The organism is Mesorhizobium sp. M8A.F.Ca.ET.208.01.1.1, assembly GCF_004791315.1.
In the GTDB taxonomy this organism is placed as follows: Bacteria; Pseudomonadota; Alphaproteobacteria; order Rhizobiales; family Rhizobiaceae; genus Mesorhizobium.
In genome coordinates this window covers 292,636-309,470 of sequence record NZ_SRUT01000006.1, presented here as the reverse complement: position 1 = coordinate 309,470, position 16,835 = coordinate 292,636, and the positions used below count along the sequence as shown (strand labels likewise).

At 64.5% G+C, this 16,835-nt stretch carries 14 protein-coding genes; 8 read left to right on the top strand and 6 right to left on the bottom strand.

The window, feature by feature from the left end:
• The first annotated feature begins 69 nt into the window (after positions 1-69).
• Positions 70-1,047, top strand: a complete 978-nt coding sequence (locus tag EN851_RS25540; RefSeq protein WP_135862763.1) for a GlxA family transcriptional regulator — start codon at positions 70-72, stop codon at positions 1,045-1,047.
• A 56-nt stretch (positions 1,048-1,103) separates the two neighbouring features.
• On the opposite strand, the gene EN851_RS25535 is transcribed toward EN851_RS25540, so the two are convergent.
• Together EN851_RS25535 and xylA are read right to left on the bottom strand one after the other, a co-directional pair.
• Positions 1,104-1,313: a hypothetical protein gene (locus tag EN851_RS25535; RefSeq protein WP_127279348.1), complete on the bottom strand. Its 210-nt coding sequence runs from the start codon at positions 1,311-1,313 to the stop codon at positions 1,104-1,106.
• A 208-nt stretch (positions 1,314-1,521) separates the two neighbouring features.
• A complete protein-coding gene (xylA, locus tag EN851_RS25530; RefSeq protein ID WP_135930239.1) occupies positions 1,522-2,847 on the bottom strand; it encodes a xylose isomerase in 1,326 nt (441 codons plus the stop codon).
• A 112-nt stretch (positions 2,848-2,959) separates the two neighbouring features.
• Between xylA and EN851_RS25525 the strand changes: the two genes are divergently transcribed.
• A complete protein-coding gene (locus EN851_RS25525; protein WP_127279346.1) occupies positions 2,960-3,322 on the top strand; it encodes a nuclear transport factor 2 family protein in 363 nt (120 codons plus the stop codon).
• Between the two features lie 263 nt (positions 3,323-3,585).
• Here the strand turns inward: EN851_RS25525 and xylB are convergent, their stop codons facing one another.
• Together xylB and EN851_RS25510 are read right to left on the bottom strand one after the other, a co-directional pair.
• Complete coding sequence (gene xylB / locus EN851_RS25515) at positions 3,586-5,040, bottom strand: xylulokinase (protein WP_135930238.1); 1,455 nt, start codon at positions 5,038-5,040, stop codon at positions 3,586-3,588.
• 80 nt (positions 5,041-5,120) lie between these two features.
• Positions 5,121-6,446 (bottom strand): tetratricopeptide repeat protein, encoded by a 1,326-nt coding sequence (locus tag EN851_RS25510; RefSeq protein ID WP_135930237.1) that lies wholly within the window; start codon positions 6,444-6,446, stop codon positions 5,121-5,123.
• A 227-nt stretch (positions 6,447-6,673) separates the two neighbouring features.
• Between EN851_RS25510 and EN851_RS25505 the strand changes: the two genes are divergently transcribed.
• On the top strand, positions 6,674-9,463 hold the full coding sequence (locus tag EN851_RS25505) for an autotransporter outer membrane beta-barrel domain-containing protein (RefSeq protein WP_135930236.1): 2,790 nt from the start codon (positions 6,674-6,676) through the stop codon (positions 9,461-9,463).
• A gap of 73 nt (positions 9,464-9,536) precedes the next feature.
• Here the strand turns inward: EN851_RS25505 and EN851_RS25500 are convergent, their stop codons facing one another.
• A complete protein-coding gene (locus tag EN851_RS25500; RefSeq protein WP_135930235.1) occupies positions 9,537-10,160 on the bottom strand; it encodes a LysE family translocator in 624 nt (207 codons plus the stop codon).
• On the opposite strand from EN851_RS25500, the gene EN851_RS36480 reads away from it, so the two are divergent.
• The 5 genes from EN851_RS36480 to EN851_RS25475 all read left to right on the top strand — a co-directional run bounded on the left by EN851_RS36480 (position 10,159) and on the right by EN851_RS25475 (position 15,204).
• Entirely contained in the window at positions 10,159-10,422 is a 264-nt protein-coding gene (locus EN851_RS36480; RefSeq protein WP_189521932.1) for a hypothetical protein, read from the top strand. The two genes, EN851_RS25500 and EN851_RS36480, sit on opposite strands and share 2 nt — an antisense overlap.
• A gap of 250 nt (positions 10,423-10,672) precedes the next feature.
• On the top strand, positions 10,673-11,440 hold the full coding sequence (locus EN851_RS25490; RefSeq protein ID WP_135917591.1) for a L,D-transpeptidase: 768 nt from the start codon (positions 10,673-10,675) through the stop codon (positions 11,438-11,440).
• Positions 11,441-11,532: 92 nt separating this feature from the next.
• A complete protein-coding gene (locus EN851_RS25485; RefSeq protein WP_127279474.1) occupies positions 11,533-12,699 on the top strand; it encodes a diphosphate--fructose-6-phosphate 1-phosphotransferase in 1,167 nt (388 codons plus the stop codon).
• A gap of 34 nt (positions 12,700-12,733) precedes the next feature.
• Positions 12,734-13,453 (top strand): MBL fold metallo-hydrolase, encoded by a 720-nt coding sequence (locus tag EN851_RS25480; protein WP_127279475.1) that lies wholly within the window; start codon positions 12,734-12,736, stop codon positions 13,451-13,453.
• Positions 13,454-13,641: 188 nt separating this feature from the next.
• Positions 13,642-15,204 (top strand): DegQ family serine endoprotease, encoded by a 1,563-nt coding sequence (locus EN851_RS25475; protein ID WP_135930234.1) that lies wholly within the window; start codon positions 13,642-13,644, stop codon positions 15,202-15,204.
• Positions 15,205-15,257: 53 nt separating this feature from the next.
• On the opposite strand, the gene EN851_RS25470 is transcribed toward EN851_RS25475, so the two are convergent.
• Positions 15,258-16,760: a hypothetical protein gene (locus tag EN851_RS25470; protein ID WP_135930233.1), complete on the bottom strand. Its 1,503-nt coding sequence runs from the start codon at positions 16,758-16,760 to the stop codon at positions 15,258-15,260.
• Positions 16,761-16,835: the final 75 nt, after the last annotated feature.

Sequence of the window (16,835 nt, the reverse complement as noted above, 5' to 3'; positions counted from 1 at the left end):
CTCCCATTCGAAACAGCCACTAGCATCGCTCGCCTTGATCCAAGCTGCTTTGCGTTTTACGAAGGCGATATGATCAAAAGCGAAAAATCTGTCTTTCGCGCCGAACGCGAGACCCTCAAGGTGACGTTCCTGGTGTTTTCCGGGTCGTCGATCATGTGCGTCGCTTCGGCCGTCGACCCGCTGCGCGCCGCCAACCGCATCTCCGGCGAGACCCTGTTCGATTTCAAGCTGGTCTCGGTCACCGGCGAGGCTCCGGTCACCACCTGCGGCCTGCCGGTCGCGGTCAGCGGGCGTTTCGACGCGGCGGAGCCGACCGACGTTCTCGTCGTCGTCGCCGGTTTCGGCACGCAGAATTACGCGACGTCGGGTCTGCTTTCAGGTTTGCGGAGGGCGGCGCGAGCGGCCCGCGCGTGCGGCGGGGTCGAGGCCGGCACCTGGCTGGTGGCGCGTGCCGGCTTGCTGGAAGGGCGCAGCGCTACCACCCATTGGGAGGACATGGAGGATTTTTCCTCGGCCTTCCCTGGCGTCGACGTCCGTCCGGACCGCTATGTCATCGACGGGCCGGTGTTCACCTCGGGCGGCGCGTCGCCGACTTTCGACCTGATGCTGCATCTCATTCGCACGCGCCTCGGCATGGCCGTGGCGCTCGATGTCGCCAGCGTCTTCATCTACGACCAGGCCCGGGCCGCGACCGATGCCCAGCCGCTGGTCTCGCTCGGCCGGCTCGACGGCTATGATCCGCGCCTGGCGCAGGCCATCCGGCTGATGGAATCGCATGTCGATCAGCCGTTGACCGTCGAGGCGGTCGCCAAACGCGCCGGGGTGACGGCGCGGACCCTGGAAAGCATCTTTCGCAAGTCGATCGGCGAGACGCCGGGCGCCTATTATCTCAGGCTGCGGCTGGGCGCCGCGCGCCGGCTCGTGGTCGACACGCGGATCGCCATGGCGGATATTGCCGGGCGGACGGGGTTCTCGTCGGCCGCGGCTTTTTCCAGGGCATTTTCAAGAGCTTTCGGCGAAGCCCCTGTCAGGCTTCGCCGGGGTTGATTGGGGCCGGGGTTGATTCGGGCCGGAGTTGATTCGGCCAGGGTTGATTTGGGAAGTCAGGCAGCATTCCGGCGGTCGCTGCCGCCGTCGATCTGCGAGCGCATCTGCCGCGCGAGATGGGTCTCGAAGCGGCTGGCAACGGCGCGGTCCCATTCATTGGTGCTGCGTGCGCCCTGTTTTGGATGCGGCATTGCCATCAGCCGGTCAATGATCGATCCGGCTTCGCCAGGTGAGAGCAGGGCGTCGATTTCACGTTCGTTCTGCATATCGGTTCGCCTCCTTCTTCCTCTCCCGCCAAGAGCGATACCTATACGAGATTCGTGACGGCAGTTTGAAGGCAAGAGCGAGGTCATTGAGAGGCGGCAAGGGGCAAAACCTTGTCGTCGGTTTCAGCATGGCGCGCAAAATGTTTCCGCGCGCCAAGCTTTCGAATCGCATAGTGCGCCGGCTTGGATTGCCGACGGCCAGGCAGCGTCAGACGTAGCGGTTGACGATGTTTTCGAGCAGTTCCTGGCGGCCGGAACGCGGCTGCGGCTCGATCTTCTTCTTCACCACGCGTTCGGCGATCTCTTCCAGCGTCCGCTTGCCCGACAGCATCGCCTTGGCCTCGGCGCTGTTCCAGCCGGCGTAGCGTTCGGCGAGCGGGCCCGACAATGCCTTGTCCTCGACCATGCGGGCCGCCGCCTTGAGGCCGCGCGCGCAAGAATCCATGCCGCCGATGTGGCCGATCAGCAGGTCCTGCGGGTCGAGCGACTGGCGGCGCAGCTTGGCGTCGAAATTGGTGCCGCCGGTCTTGAAGCCGCCGGCCTGGACGACCTGGTAGTAGGCGAGCGCCATCTCCGGCACGTTGTTGGGGAACTGGTCGGTATCCCAGCCCGACTGGTAGTCGTTGCGGTTCATGTCGATCGAGCCGAAGACGCCGAGCGCATTGGCCAGGGCCAGTTCGTGCTCGAAGGAATGGCCGGCCAGGATGGCGTGGCCCTGCTCGATGTTGAGCTTGACCTCCTTTTCCAGGCCGAAGCGCTTGAGGAAGCCGTAAACGGTCGCGACGTCGTAGTCATATTGGTGCTTTGTCGGCTCCTGTGGCTTCGGCTCGATCAGGATCGTGCCCTTGAAGCCGATCTTGTGCTTGTAGTCGACGACGAGGTTCAGGAAGCGGCCGGCCTGTTCCTGCTCGCGGGCAAGGTCGGTGTTGAGCAGGGTCTCGTAACCCTCGCGCCCGCCCCACAGCACGTAGTTCTCGCCCTTCAGCCGCTTGGTGACGTCGATGCAGCTCTTCACCGTCGCAGCGGCATAGGCGAACACATCCGGATCGGGATTGGTCGCGGCACCGGACATGAAACGGCGGTTGGAGAACAGGTTCGCCGTGCCCCAGAGAAGCTTGACGCCGGTCTGCTTCATCTTTCCGGCAAAATAATCGGCGATTTCATCCAGCCGGGCCGCACTTTCGGAGAAATCCTTGCCCTCGGGCCGTACATCGGCGTCATGGAAGCAGAAATAGGGAGCGCCGAGCAGCGAGGACATCTCGAAGGCCACATCCGCCTTCAGTTTCGCCAGTTCCATCGTGTCGACGCCGCCGGCCTTGGGGAACCAGGGACGGTCGAAGGTCTGGCCGCCGAACGGGTCGCCGCCCGGCCAGGCGAAGGAATGCCAGTAGGCGACGGCAAAGCGCAGATGGTCTTCCAGACGCTTGCCAGCCACCACTTCGTCGGGATTGTAGAAACGATAGGCCAGCGGATTGGTCGAATCCGGTCCCTCATATTTGATCTTCTGGATGTCGCCGAAAAAGCCGCTGCTCATGTTCTCTTCCTCTCCAAGATAGTTTTGCCTGATTACCTCAGGCGTAATTGGTTTCACGCCGGTGCTGGTCGAAAACGGTCACGTCAAAACCGTCAAACGAAGGAGACAGATCATGACCGACCTCAACACGATCGCCCAAAACTACATCACCGCCTGGAACGAGAGCGATGCCGGCCGCCGGGCAGCGTTGCTCAAGGCTGTTTTCACCGAAGACATCAGCTATCGCGATCCGCTCATGCAGGGCGACGGCCATGAAGGCGTCGCGGCGCTGATCGACGGCGTGCAGCAGCGCTTTGCCGGCTTCCGCTTCTCTCTGAAGGGGACTCCGGACGGCTTTGCCGACAAGATCCGGTTTTCGTGGAATCTCGGGCCGGAAGGGGTCCCGTCCGTCATCGAAGGCACCGACATCGGCGTCATCGAGGACGGTCGCCTGAAAAGCGTGACCGGCTTCCTCGACAAGGTGCCGGCGCAGTGAGGTCACCTCGTCAAGACGTGGTGGAGAATACCAATCGCCAAAGTCGGTGCTGCCCCTCATCGCCCTGCCGGGCACTTCTCCCCGTATAGTGACGGGGAGAAGGGGGCTGGCCGCAACCTTGGCGCCTTCGTCACTACGCTGGTGATTGGCGAAACCGGTGACGGGAGCGCCCCTCTCCCCGTCCCTATGCGGGGAGAGGATGCCGGCAGGCAGGTGAGGGGCAGCGCCGGCGCCCTGATAAAGAGGGTGGGACACGCCCCAACTCACGCGGTTACAGCCCTGATCGCCGGGTAAAGCGCCCGGTAGCGGTGATAGGCATCGGCATAGGCGTTGCCGAGCGCCGCATCCGGTTCGATCGTGGCGTCTGTCTTCGGCGCCGTGCACACGGCCAGCGGATCCGCCCCCGTCGCCGCGATCAGCCCGAGCCTCGCCGCACCAAACGCAGCCCCGAAATCGCCGTCGGCTGGGATGTCGACCGGAAGCTGCAGCGCGGTGGCGATGGCCTTCAGCCAGTAGCGCGAGCGCGAGCCGCCGCCGATCGCCGTCACCCGCGTCAAGGTGGTGCCGGCTGTCTTCAACGCTTCGAGGCTGTCGCGGAAGGCGAAGGCGACGCCTTCGAGCACGGCCTGGGTCAGCACGGCGCGGCCCGATTCATGCGCGAGGCCGGTGAAGGAACCGCGAATGGCGGAATCATTGTGTGGCGTGCGCTCGCCCGAAAGATAGGGCAGGAAGGACACGCCGGTCGGCGCTTTCAGCGTCTCGCCGAGTTCCGACGTCAACTCGCCTGCGCCCCTGCCCGTGATCTCCGACAGCCAGTTGAGCGAATCGCTCGCCGACAGGATGACGCCCATCTGGTGCCAGGTGTTGGGCAACGCATGGCAGAAGGTATGCACCGCGCTTGCCGGATTGGGCAGATAGGCGGCGTTGGCGGCAAACAGCACGCCCGACGTGCCGAGCGAGACAAAGGCGTGGCCGGCGCGGACCGTGCCCATGCCGCAGGCGGAAGCCGCGTTGTCGCCGGCGCCGCCAGCCACCGGAATGCCGGCCGCGATACCCCATTGCGAGGCGAGTTCGGCGCGCAGCCCGCCAGCCTTCGCGGTGCCCTCGACCAGCGCCGGCATATGGCTCTCGTCGAGCGATGTCGCCGCGAGCAGGTCCGCCGACCAGCGGCGCTTGCCGACATCGAGCCAAGACGTACCGGCTGCATCAGACATTTCGGAAATGTGTTCCCCGGTCAGCCAAAGCCGCAGGAAGTCCTTGGGCAAAAGCACCTTTGCCACCTTGGCGAAGACAGCGGGCTCGTTGTTCTTCACCCAGGCCAGCTTCGGCGCGGTGAAGCCAGGAAAGACGATGTTGCCGGTGAGCGCGCGGAAGCGTGGATCGGCGTCGAGCGCGGCCGCCTCTACATGGCTGCGCGTGTCATTCCAGAGGATGCAGGGACGCAGCACCTGATCGGCCGCGTCGAGCAAGGTCGCGCCATGCATCTGGCCGGACAGGCCGATGCCCTTAACCGCCGCGAACTGCCCGGGATGCGACGCCTTCAGTTCGGCGATCGCGTCTTGGCAGGCGCGTATCCAGTGCAGCGGATCCTGCTCGGACCAGCCGGGATGCGGGCGCGAAACGTCAAGCGTGCCATGGCCGGAGCCGATGACGCCCTGTCCGGCATCGATCAGCCACGCCTTGACGCCCGATGTCCCCAGGTCGAGGCCGAGATACATGGTTTCCTCCCACGTTCTTATTTTTTTCGGAGTCCGAAAAATATGCTTCAGCCAGTTTTTAAGGCAAGATCCGCTCCGGGTCAATTCTCTGACAAATCCGCGGCGCGTCGTGAAAACAGCGCCGACAGCGGACTGTCCGGGCGTACCATCGAGCGCTCCATCGTCAGCACCTTGGCGAGCGCGCCGTCGCCGGCGCGCAGGGCGGCCTCGATCAGCGTGAGATCGATGACGTCGCGCTGCGCGTGGCTGCCGCCAAAGCGATGGGCGATCGCCCGGATGGGCCGGATCAGTCGGATGGTCTCGGCGTAGTTGCCCTCTCCGAACGCCTTGATCGCAAGCGTCAGGGGATGGCCGACATCCCGTGTGAAAGCGGCATTGTCCTCATCGCCCCGCATCGCCTCGCGCTGGGCCTCGAGCAAGGTCTGGGCCGGGGCGTCCAGCCCGGCGCCGACAAAGGCCATCATCGCATGGGCGTCGTTGAACGCGTAATTGCCGGAGGCGGCCCTGGGCACCCAATTGGCGGCCAGCGCCGCCCAGCGGTCGCCGACATCGACGTCACCGAGATGAAGCCGCCACAGGATTGCCGATGCATCGACCATGTTGAGCGCCAGCGTCGATCTGGCGCCGTAGATCGGTCCGTCATAGAGCGCCAGCACCTCGCCGGTCTCGCCGAGATCGTAGTGGAACAGCGCCAGGTGCCACCAATTGTGCACTTGGAGGAAGCTCTCCTTGGTCCAGGCATCGGGATCGGCACGCATCCAGGCAATGCCGTCCCTTTGCCGGCTTTGCATCTCCATCACATGCGCCACCGCATGTTGCGCCCAGCCGTCGCGCGGTTCGATCTTGACCGCTCTGCGACCCAGCCTTTCGGCCTGTGCGTATTCAGCCATCTCTTCGAGCCCGAAGGCCTGCATGCCGAGGATGGCGTGGTAACCCGGCATGTCCGCCTGCCATGACGGCAGGGCGCGGGCGATGCGGTCGCGCAGCATGCGGGCGTTGCCGGTGAAGAAATCGACCTGGTGTCCGACCTGGAGCGCCACGGCATCGAGCGGGAAATCGATCGCTATGTCCTGAAGGATGCCGGAAGCCTGATGCCAGCGGCCGTTGGCGAGGTGGCCGAGAGCCGAGACATGCGCCCGTTCGCGCGTTGTCGCGGCAAGCGGCAGCGCCGCCTCGTGGCAGGTCCTGGCCACGGCCGTCGCCTCCGGCTCGGTGGCAAGGCCGAAAAGGTAGCCCTTGAAGACATGCGCCATGACGAAACCGGGGTCCTGCGCGATGGCGCGATCGACGGAGTTGACCGGATCGCCGATGAAACACTGCAATTCGCGCACGGCCTGGCCGTAGAGCGCGAATCCGGCTTCCGTCGCGCCCGAAACTGCCAAGCCGAATGTGTCTTTGATTGGCATGCGAGAGTCCTTGGTCAGACCCGGATGAGCATGATGCCCCTCGGTCCAACATCATCTTAAAGCATGGGCCAAGGCGATGCCATTTCACGGACACATCTGCGCCACGTCAGTTATTTTTGCAGTTCATCAACCATGAGAGGCAGATTAGGCTTTGTAAAACTGGACGAATTGTGGCTTCAATGCGGCGCGGGTAAGGGGCTTGAAATCGCGATCTGAGAGGGGACGCGATGCGGCACTTTGAAATACAGCCTCCGAACAGCGGTTCGGAGCACATCGGCGAGGCTATTTCTTTGACGCGGCGAAGGCCTAGGCGAATCAATCCTGGGTTTATTAGCTTACTTGCAACTACAGCGCTTATGTTGCTGCCTGGCTCCGCGGCCTTCGCGGCATGCGTGCTGGTTCCGTCTCCGGGAAATGACACCTTCACTTGCGATAGTGGCGATTCGAGCGGCAGCCTCAACGATACCAGCGGCAACAACACGCTGACCTTCCCTGCCGGCGGTACCGGCCAGGTGAGCGGCAATGTCACATTCGGCGCCGGCACGGACCGCATCGACATGCAGTCTGGCACCATCACCGGCGTGGTCGATCAGGGCGACGGCACCGATTTCTTCACCATCGGCGGCGGCACGGTCGCCGGCAATGTCCAGCAGGGCGCCGGCATCGACGACTTCAGCATGAGCGGCGGCCAGGTCGGTTCGCTGAACCAGGGCGACGGGCTGGACACCTTCACCATGACGGGCGGCCGCATCGTCGATTTCTTCGACGATGGGGACCGTGCCGTGATGACCGGCGGCCGCATCGGCCGCGTCAACATGAAGCTCGACAAGAACTATTTCAACATGTCGGGCGGCATCATCGACCGCAACCTCGTCACCGGCTTCGATCAGGACATCATCATTCTCTCCGGTGGCACGATCGGCGGCAACATCAGCGTCAGCGGCGGCAACGACAGCGTGACGATCACAGGCGGCACGGTGGGCGGCGATGTGCTGATGAGCTTCGGCGCGGACAATTTCGTCTGGAACGGCGGCGGCATCATCTATGGCTCGGTCGACCTCGGCGCCGACAACGATACCGCCAAACTCAGCAATCTCACCAACGCCAATCTCGGCGGAGCCGATGCGCTGAATGGTGGCCTCGGCACCGATGCGCTTACCTTCGACAACGTCAAGCCGGAAGGCATCGCCAGGGTCCAGAACTGGGAAACCATAGACGCCACCAACGATACCCAGTTGATCCTCGACGGCAATCTCGTACTGGGCGACAGCGGCACGGGCACCGGAAGGCTCAGCGTCGACCAGGCAAGCACGCTCTATGGCGGCGGTGGCTTCAACAGTTCCATCCAGGCCTTCACCTCGGGCCAACTGGCCGATGTGGTCAATGCCGGCCGCATCGACCTGACCAACGGCGGCACCGGCGCTTCCGATCGCCTGACCATATCGGGCAATTATGTCGGCATGGGCGGGCTGCTCCTCCTCCAGACCGAGCTTGGCGACGACAGCTCCGCTTCCGACCGGCTGGTGCTGTCCGGCGGCACGGCCTCCGGCTCGACCGGCATCGCCGTGGTCAATGTCGGCGGCGCGGGGGCGCAGACCACGTCCGACGGCATCATGCTCGTCCAGGCGGTCAACGGCGCCACGTCGAGCGCAAGCGCCTTTGCCCTCGATGCGCCGGTCGCCGCCGGCGCCTTCGAATATTATCTCTTCAAGGGCGGCGTCAGCGCCGGCAGCGCGGAGAACTGGTATCTGCGTTCGACGCTGAACACACCGGCAACACCGGCCGCCGGGCCGTCGGCGCTCGAACCGACGCCGCAACCAGAACCGGAGCCGCCGCAGGCCGCGCCGCCGCCACCGCCGTCCGAGCTGCCGCCGGTGCCGGTGCCGACCGACGGCGACATCAACAATCCGCCGGTCGATTCGACACCGCCGGTGCAGGCGAGCGACCCCGAACCCGAGGCGCCGCCGCCACCGCCGCCAGCGCCGCCGGCGGATCCACCACCGCCACCACCGGTGGTGCCGACCGCCGTTCCGCACCTGCCGACGCCGGCAGCCGGCGAGACGATCCTGCTCTACCGCATCGAGGTGCCGACCTATTCGGCTTTGCCGCCGGTGGCCGAGCACCTTGCGATGACGACGCTCGGCACCTTCCACGAGCGGCGCGGCGAACAGAGTCTGTTGTCGAACGCCGAGCTGTCGCCTGTCTGGGGCCGCATCTACGGCCAGGACGCCAAAATGGGCTGGTCGGGAACGGTGTCGCCGTCTTTCGACGGCACCTTGTTCGGCCTGCAGGCGGGCTTCGACGTCTTCGGCCGCGAAACCGCTTCGGGCGGCTTCGATCGCGCCGGCCTCTTCGTCGCCTATGCCAGCATGAAGGGTGACGTGCGCGGCCAGGCTCTGGGGCAGAATGATCTGTCCGTGGGCGGGCTCGATGTCAGCGGCACCAGCGTCGGCGGCTACTGGACCCGCATCGGCCAGGGCGGCTGGTACCTCGACGGGGTGCTCATGGCCACCTTCTTCGGCGGCGACGCAACGTCGTCGCGCGACGTTGGCATCGACATTGGCGGAACAGGTGTCACCGCCTCGCTGGAGGGCGGCTATCCCATAGCGCTGGCGCAGGGCTGGACGCTGGAACCACAGGCGCAACTGATCTGGCAGCATCTGTCGCTCGACGATACCAACGACCGTTTCTCGTCGGTCTCATTCGATAGCGACGGCAGCGTCACCGGCCGGCTGGGCGCTCGGCTGCAGGGCGAAGCCTCTGTCAACGGCATAGCGCTGCAGCCCTATCTCAAGGCCAATATCTGGCATGATTTCGGCGGCACCGACCGTGTCAGCTTCGACACCACCGACATCTCGACCGAGGGCAGGTCGACCTCGTTCGAGTTCGGCGGCGGTATCGTCGCCAAGGTGACGGACAAGGTCAGCATCTTCGCCACCGGCGATTACACCACCAACCTCGACGGCGACAAACGCCGCATCATCGAGGGCAATCTGGGCTTCAGCGTCAAATGGTGAAGCAAGCTATGCTGATGTTCAGCTAGTGCCAGCCTGACCTGAATCTCAACACGCCTTGGCCGCGCCTGCTTTCTCAATTGCCGGACCGCATCGCCACCGTGGCGATGCCGGCGCCGACCAGCAGCGTGCCGCCGGTGCGGTTGAAGATGCGGATCGCCCTGGGATTGCGCACCACGTTGCGGGCGCGTGCCGCGATCAGCGCGTAACCGAAGGCGTTGGCGAAGGCGAGCGCCAGGAAGGTCGTCTCGAAAACCAGCATCTGCGTCCAGAAACTGGCATGCCGGTCGAGAAACTGCGGCAGGAAGGCGACGAAGAAGGTGATGCTCTTCGGGTTGAGCGCGGTGACCAGCCAGGCATGCGCCACCATCTTGGCCGACGACACGGCGTCGGTACGCGGTTCGGCCTTCAGCGTGCCGCCGGCGCGAAACAGTTTCACGCCGAGATAGATCAGATAGCCGGCGCCGATCAGCTTCAGGATGGTGAAGACACCAGCGGAAGCCGCCAGCAGCGCGCCGATGCCCAGCATCGACAAGGTCATGGCGGTGAAGTCGCCGAGCGCCACGCCGACCGCCATCGGCAAAGCGGTGCGCCAGCCCTGGCCCAGCGCATAGGACACGACCAGAAGGATGGTCGGACCCGGGATCACAAGGAGGATGGTCGACGCGGCAGCGAAGGCGGCCCAGTTTTCGAAGGACATGCTCGTCTCCTTTGAGCTCAAGGAAGAGGATAAATCCTTGGGTCCCGAAGAATGTAAAGGGCCGAATCTTTGTTTTTTGCGCATTCCGGTCGGGCAACCGGTACGACCCTTACGGGACTACGACATCAATTGCGCCAGCGGCAGCCCGGTGTCAGTTCGCGCCGCCCAGCGTGCTCACGATATCGGCCAGGCTGACATTGGCACCGAGAACCGTGGCGGCCGCGACAATGGCAGCGGCAAAAAGCTTGATGTCGGTTTTTAACGTCTTGCACATGGAGGCCCCTCGCTGATCATCGGGAGAGGTAGGAAACACCAGCGCCGGGATTGTGACCTGACAGGGGTGATTTTGTGCCTGACACTGGATGACGGTCGCCGGGAGGGCGGAACGGCGTTTCCGGCAATGCGCAAACGCAAGCAGCGCAAGGCATTCACGCTTTATCAACCATGAATGATGAAAATGCCCGCTATCCGGCCGGACCGTGCTTCCCGCCGACAGCGTAGGGTTTGGGTATATGCGTGAGTTGCCGCAAGGTCCGACGCCGCCGCGAAACGGCGACGCAATCGAAACCGATCTTCTCCTCTCCCGCCGCGCCGTCCTGTCCGGGGCGGGCGCCTTGGCGCTGCTCGGCGTCGCCGGCTGCTCGACTTCAGGTGGCGGCGGCCTGCCGGCGCTCCAGCTCGACGATACGGTCACCGGGTCGGTGCCGATCCGGCCCTCGATCAGCGTCGACAAGAACATCACCAGCGCCGACGTCATGTATGCCGCGCTGACCGACAACGGCTTCAACGTGCCCGAGGTGCCCTATCTCAAGGTGAAGCCGGAATTCCGCCGCCAGATCGTCGTCGACACGACAGGCGAGGCGCCCGGCACGATCGTCGTGCATCTCAAGGAGCGCATGCTCTATCTCGTCCAGCCAGGTGGCGACGCCATCCGCTACGGCGTCGGCATCGGCAAGGACGGGTTCCGCTGGTCCGGCCGGGCCAACATCCAGTACGGCCGCGAATGGCCGACCTGGACGCCGCCGCCCGAAATGATCCAGCGCAAGCCGGAACTGGCGAAGTGGCAGGGCGGCCAGCCCGGCGGCCTCACCAATCCGCTCGGCGCCCGCGCGCTCTACATCTACCAGGACGGCAAGGACACCGGCTACCGCATCCACGGCTCGCCCGAATGGTGGAGCATCGGCCAGGCGATGTCGTCGGGCTGCGTGCGCCTGATCAACCAGGACATCATCGACCTCTACAGCCGGGTATCGAAGAAAAACCCCGTCGTCGTCATGTGATCGTGGCCACGTTTTGCGGCCGCCAGACTCTTCCGTTGCGTGAGGCGAGAAGACAGGCCAAGGTGCCTTGAAAACCTCGGGAGACGTCAGGAATGGCCGGAACTTTTGTTATCGCGCAGGGCGGCGGTCCTACCGCCGTCATCAACCAGACGGTGGTGGGCGCCACTCTGGAGATCCGCAAGCGACATCCCGGCGCCAAGGTGCTGGGCTCGATCCACGGCGTGCGCGGCATTCGTGACGGCAACTATGTCGACCTTTCGGCCATTCCCGAGGACCGGCTGCGGCTGATTGCCGGAACGCCGAGCGCGGCACTGGGCTCGACGCGCGACAAGCCGGATGCTGCCTATTGCGAGGTCATCCTGAAGGGCCTGCAGAAGGCGGGCGCCGACGCCTTCATCTATATTGGCGGCAACGACACCTCGGGCACGCAGCAGATCCTGACCGATGCCGCCGGCGGCAAGATCGCTTTCGTCCATGCGCCGAAAACCATCGACAACGATCTCGAGGAAAACGACCACACGCCGGGCTTCATCTCGGCGGCCGAATTCGTCGCCGGCGCCTTCCTGTCGGTCGACCTCGATTTTCGCGCGCTGCCCGGCATCTATGTCGGCATCGTCATGGGCCGGCATGCCGGCTTCCTGACCGCGGCCGCCGCGGCCTGGCAGCTCGACCCCGACAGCGGCCCGCATCTCGTCTACGTGCCGGAGCGGCCGTTCTCCGCCGCAGGCTTCATCGAGGACGTGCGCGCCACGCTCGACCGCCACAAGCGCTGTATCGTCGCCGTGTCGGAAGGCGTCAGCACCGCCGACGGCAAGGCGCTGGTCGAAAGCCTGGTGCCGGCGGACAAGCTCGAACGCGACCAGCACGGCAACGTCAAATTGTCGGGCAGCGACCTGCCTGCGGCGCTCGAACGGGCATTGGCCGAAGGGCTGCCGGGCAAGCGCGCCCGCGTCGACGCACTCGGCTACATGCCGCGCGGCTATGTCGGCGCCATCAGCGCGGTCGACGCGCAGGAGGCCTTCGATGCCGGCGCCTTCGCCGTCGGCGTCGCCGAACAGGGCGGCGGCTCGGTCGCGCTGCAGTATGATGGCAGCAAAATAGTGCTGAAGAAGGTGCCGCTGAAGAACGTCGCCGGCAAGACCCGGCACATGCCCGACGATTTCATGAAGTCCGACGCCAACCAACTGTCCGAGACCGGCATGGCCTATCTCAAGCGGCTGGTGCCGGAAAAATACAAGGTCGGAAAACCGTTCGTCTGATCTTGGGCTTGGAATTAATGCCTGGTGCCGCCTGATGGAAAACTGGTTCAGCAAGCGCATCGTCGACGACAGGACGATGATGCTGACCGAGCCGTTCGTGCACGACTATGTGCGCGCCAACATCTGGCATTTCACCGGTCGCGACGCCGACCTTCTGGTCGACACCGGCATGGGCATCTGTCCACTGGCGCCGCAGATAGAGACGCCCGCAGGCAAGCCGCTTCTGGTCGTCGCCACCCATATCCACCTCGACCATGTCGGCTCGCTGCACGAATTTCCGCTGCGGGCCGGGCCAAGGATGAGCGCGGCGCAATTCGAGAGCATGGATGAGGCCGCGACCTACGCCTACATGTTTCACGATCTCGAGGGCGCGGTTTCGAAGCTGCCCGAGCCGGGTTGGAAGTCGGCGGATTACAAGATCCCATCGGCGCCGCTGACGCGGACCCTTGATGAGGGCGACGTGGTCGACCTCGGCGACCGGCAATTTCGCGTGCTGCACCTTCCCGGCCACTCGCCGGATTCGATCGCGCTGTTCGACGAGGCCGATGGCCTGTTCTTTAGTGGCGACGCCATCTATGACGACACGCTGATCGACGATCTGCCGGATTCCGACAGGGGCGCTTATGCCAGCACGATGCGGCGCCTGCTCGACCTGCCGATCCGCATCGGCCATGGCGGCCACGGCCCGAGTTTCGACGGCAAGCGCATGCGTGAAATCGCGTCGGCCTATCTGCGATCCGTAAGCGCGCTCTGAATTAAATCTTCGTAAGGTCGGGCAAAAACCCTAATTCGGGCCATTCGGCACCCTAGATACCTCATGTCGATCCGGCCGGCCGCCATGTACGGCGAGACAGGCCATCCCGGCCGTCGACACGCTGACGGGCGCCTTCTCCCAAGAGCCGCCCGAGGCGCCGGATCAACCCTCGCCCGGACAGAACGACCATGTCACCTCTTGGTATTCTTCGTAGGCATCGCGTCGCCGCCCTGCTGGGCGCCGCGCTGATCATCTCCCCCGCCGTCGTCTCCCTCGCTCAAAATGCCGGCAATGGTGGCTTGAGCAACGTCGTTGCGACGACGCAGACCCCTGTCGCAGGGATAACGGCTCCGAACGGATCGTTCGCGCCCATCGTGGCTTCGACCAAGCCCGCTGTCGTCACGGTCACGACAGTCATGAAGGCGCAACCGGATGCCATGAGCGAAGGTTCGCCTGAGAGTTCGCCCTTTGGCGGCAATTCGCCCTTCGACGACTATTTCCGCCAGTTCTTCGGCGATCAGGGCATGCCTGGTCCAAAGACGCCTCCGCAGCAACAGCAGTCGCAGCGCGCCGAGGCGCTCGGTTCGGGCTTCATCGTCAGCGCCGACGGCACCATCGTCACCAACAACCACGTCGTCGACGGCGCCTCTTCGATCAAGGTCACGCTCGACGACGGCACGGAGCTTCCGGCCAAGCTGGTCGGTCACGACGCCAAGAACGATCTCGCGGTGCTGAAGATCAAGGCCGGCAAGTCGCTGCCGACCGTGAAATGGGGCGACTCGGACAAGCTCATGACAGGCGACCAGGTGTTGGCGATCGGCAATCCGTTCGGCATCGGCACCACGGTCACGGCCGGCATTGTCTCGGCGCGTGGCCGTGACCTGCACAGCGGGCCGTTCGACGATTTCATTCAAATCGACGCGCCGATCAATCACGGCAATTCCGGCGGCCCGCTGGTGGATGTCAGCGGCAATGTCGTCGGCATCAACACGGCGATCTATTCGCCGAATGGCGGCAGCGTCGGTGTCGGCTTCGCCATTCCGTCGGACCAAGCAGAGAAGGTGGTTGCCAAGCTGATGAAGGGTGGCGACATCGAATACGGCTATCTCGGCGTCGAGATCCAGCCGGTCACCCCGGACGTGGCCAGCGCCATCGGGCTCGACCATCCCGCCGGCGCCTTGGTCTCGCAGGTCAATGACGGCTCGCCCGCGGCCAAGGCCGGTGTCGAGACCGGCGATGTCATCACCAGCTTCGCCGGACAGGACGTCAAGGATCCCAAGGACCTGTCGCGGGCTGTCGCCGACGTCGCGCCGGGTGCCAGGGAGACACTGGATGTCTGGCGGAAGGGCAAGGCCATGCGGATTTCCGTCGATGTCGGCCGCAACAGCGACGATGTGAAAACGGCATCGACCGGCGATTCCAGCGCGCCGGGGACCGAACAGGGCTCCCGCGCGCCGGCCATCGGCCTCGGCCTGATGGACATCACGCCCGACATCCGCCAGCAGATGAACCTGGCCGACAACGAGCACGGCGCGGTGGTCGCCACCGTCAACCCGGACAAGGCCGCGGCCACCGCCGGCATCCAGCCCGGCGACATCATCGTCGCCGTCAACCAGGCGCCGGTGAAGAACGCCAGGCAGGTCACGCAAGCCATCGCGCAGGCCGGCAAGTCAGGCCGCAAGTCGGTGCTGCTGCTGGTCGAACGCGAGGGCAGCCAGATCTATGTCGCCGTCCCGTTCGCCAATGGCTGAACCGTGATCCCGCATTTCGCTCGTAGCAGGTTCGACGAACCTGCTACGAGCTGCTAGCGCGCGGCTGTATCGGCGCGGATGAGCACTGTCACCGAACCATTCTGGAGCAGCAAGCGGTAGCCCCGCAGCGCGTCTGCGACCGCGGGGTTGTCGCGAAGTGGCCTCGGCGGAGGGGGGTTGTCCGCGATCTTCAGCAATACCGGGGCACTGGGTACCGTCGTCCCATCGTCAAGGACGATGTCCGGCCGTTTGGTGGTCACTTCCTTCGCAATATCGAGAATGTATGTGTCCCGCAGTGCCTGCAGTTCCTTCCGTGTGACCGGATCCCTCCCCGCCTCGATCAGCAGCCCGGAATCCCTGACCATCCACGCGGAGGGGTGACGACCGACAAGGCGGCCACCGACCGCCCGCACGAGTGGGTTGCCGACCTGCAGCCGAGAGCCGATCGACATGACGGTGGGGCGATCGACGGCGATGGCGATGGCGGCTGTCGCCGCGTCCAGATCGCCGCGAGGCTGCAACAGGGCTGAGACCTGTCCCTGAAGGGCGATCAGTATCAACAGAAGCAGGCCGAGCGCGGTTCCGGTCCTGGCCAAGATGGTCAGGTCCCGCCACGGCGGCCGCCGGACAAATTGGAGCAGGAATGCCAGAGCGCCAAATGTCAGGAACGGCAGCGCCTGATAGGTCCAACCCTTGCCCATCATGAGGAAAGCGGGGACATAAGCCGTCCCGGCCAGAAGCAGTATTTTCGCATCGCGATGAATACGGTCGGGGCGAGCCATTGCGAGCGTGGTCGCCGCCATTGCCAGGAACCCTTCGACCGGCCAGAGCGTCAACATATCAACGACCGGCGCGCGCATCGGCAGATAGACCTGACGCAGCAACGGCAAGACATCGGTGAAGAAGGGGCGCATGAAGACTGCGACCACAGTCAGATAGATGACGGTCAAGATGCCGCCGACGACATTCTCCGTCGTCCAAAGCGGACGCAATGAGCGTCGTTGCAGCGCAACCACCAGGGCCGGCACCGCCAGCGCCAGCACGCTGTACGGAGGTTTGATCATGACGAAGACAGCGGCGCCTACACCCGCAACGATCCGCTCGGCAGCGCTGCCGGCGTGGAAGTCCACTCTGTGATCGCGCACCGAGAACAGTGCCAGCCATGGCAGCAAGGCAATGACGGAAATCTGCTCGCGTTGGCCGAAATCCAGCGGCAGCAGGAACAGCACGCAAAACACCGCGACCGGAGCGAGCCAGGCGTATCGCTTGAGCGATTCATCGGCCTGGATGAGAATGCGGGCCGAAAACCAGATTGAAGCAACCGCCAGCGCCGCCAGTCCAACGCTCAGCCAGAGTTCCGCCGCGAGCCCGGTCAGCCGCTCCATGACAAGGAAGGGCAGATAGAGCCAGGTTGAAAACGGCGGGTTGGCCTCGGCAATATCAACGTAAAGGCGTTCGCCATTGAGGACGCGGTCGCCGACCGTCAGCAGCCAGGAGACGTCGACATTGACCGGTAGAAGAAGCGAGGTGATGGTCGCATAGGCGACGATCAGCAACGTTGCAGCGGCCGGAGCACCGAGACGAGACGCGGCCTGGCTGGAATTCAAGCTTGCCGGCTTGCCCGGGGCAAT

What these genes read in the sequence shown, in the direction of transcription:
- EN851_RS25505 (WP_135930236.1), top strand. Translation starts at nt 6,674, where the DNA reads ATGCGGCACTTTGAAATACAGCCTCCGAACAGCGGTTCGGAGCACATC.
- EN851_RS25500 (WP_135930235.1), bottom strand. Translation starts at nt 10,160, where the DNA reads ATGTCCTTCGAAAACTGGGCCGCCTTCGCTGCCGCGTCGACCATCCTC.
- EN851_RS25510 (WP_135930237.1), bottom strand. Translation starts at nt 6,446, where the DNA reads ATGCCAATCAAAGACACATTCGGCTTGGCAGTTTCGGGCGCGACGGAA.
- EN851_RS25525 (WP_127279346.1), top strand. Translation starts at nt 2,960, where the DNA reads ATGACCGACCTCAACACGATCGCCCAAAACTACATCACCGCCTGGAAC.
- xylA (WP_135930239.1), bottom strand. Translation starts at nt 2,847, where the DNA reads ATGAGCAGCGGCTTTTTCGGCGACATCCAGAAGATCAAATATGAGGGA.
- EN851_RS25535 (WP_127279348.1), bottom strand. Translation starts at nt 1,313, where the DNA reads ATGCAGAACGAACGTGAAATCGACGCCCTGCTCTCACCTGGCGAAGCC.
- EN851_RS25485 (WP_127279474.1), top strand. Translation starts at nt 11,533, where the DNA reads ATGGCCGGAACTTTTGTTATCGCGCAGGGCGGCGGTCCTACCGCCGTC.
- EN851_RS25490 (WP_135917591.1), top strand. Translation starts at nt 10,673, where the DNA reads ATGCGTGAGTTGCCGCAAGGTCCGACGCCGCCGCGAAACGGCGACGCA.
- EN851_RS25480 (WP_127279475.1), top strand. Translation starts at nt 12,734, where the DNA reads ATGGAAAACTGGTTCAGCAAGCGCATCGTCGACGACAGGACGATGATG.
- EN851_RS25540 (WP_135862763.1), top strand. Translation starts at nt 70, where the DNA reads ATGATCAAAAGCGAAAAATCTGTCTTTCGCGCCGAACGCGAGACCCTC.
- xylB (WP_135930238.1), bottom strand. Translation starts at nt 5,040, where the DNA reads ATGTATCTCGGCCTCGACCTGGGGACATCGGGCGTCAAGGCGTGGCTG.
- EN851_RS36480 (WP_189521932.1), top strand. Translation starts at nt 10,159, where the DNA reads ATGCTCGTCTCCTTTGAGCTCAAGGAAGAGGATAAATCCTTGGGTCCC.
- EN851_RS25475 (WP_135930234.1), top strand. Translation starts at nt 13,642, where the DNA reads ATGTCACCTCTTGGTATTCTTCGTAGGCATCGCGTCGCCGCCCTGCTG.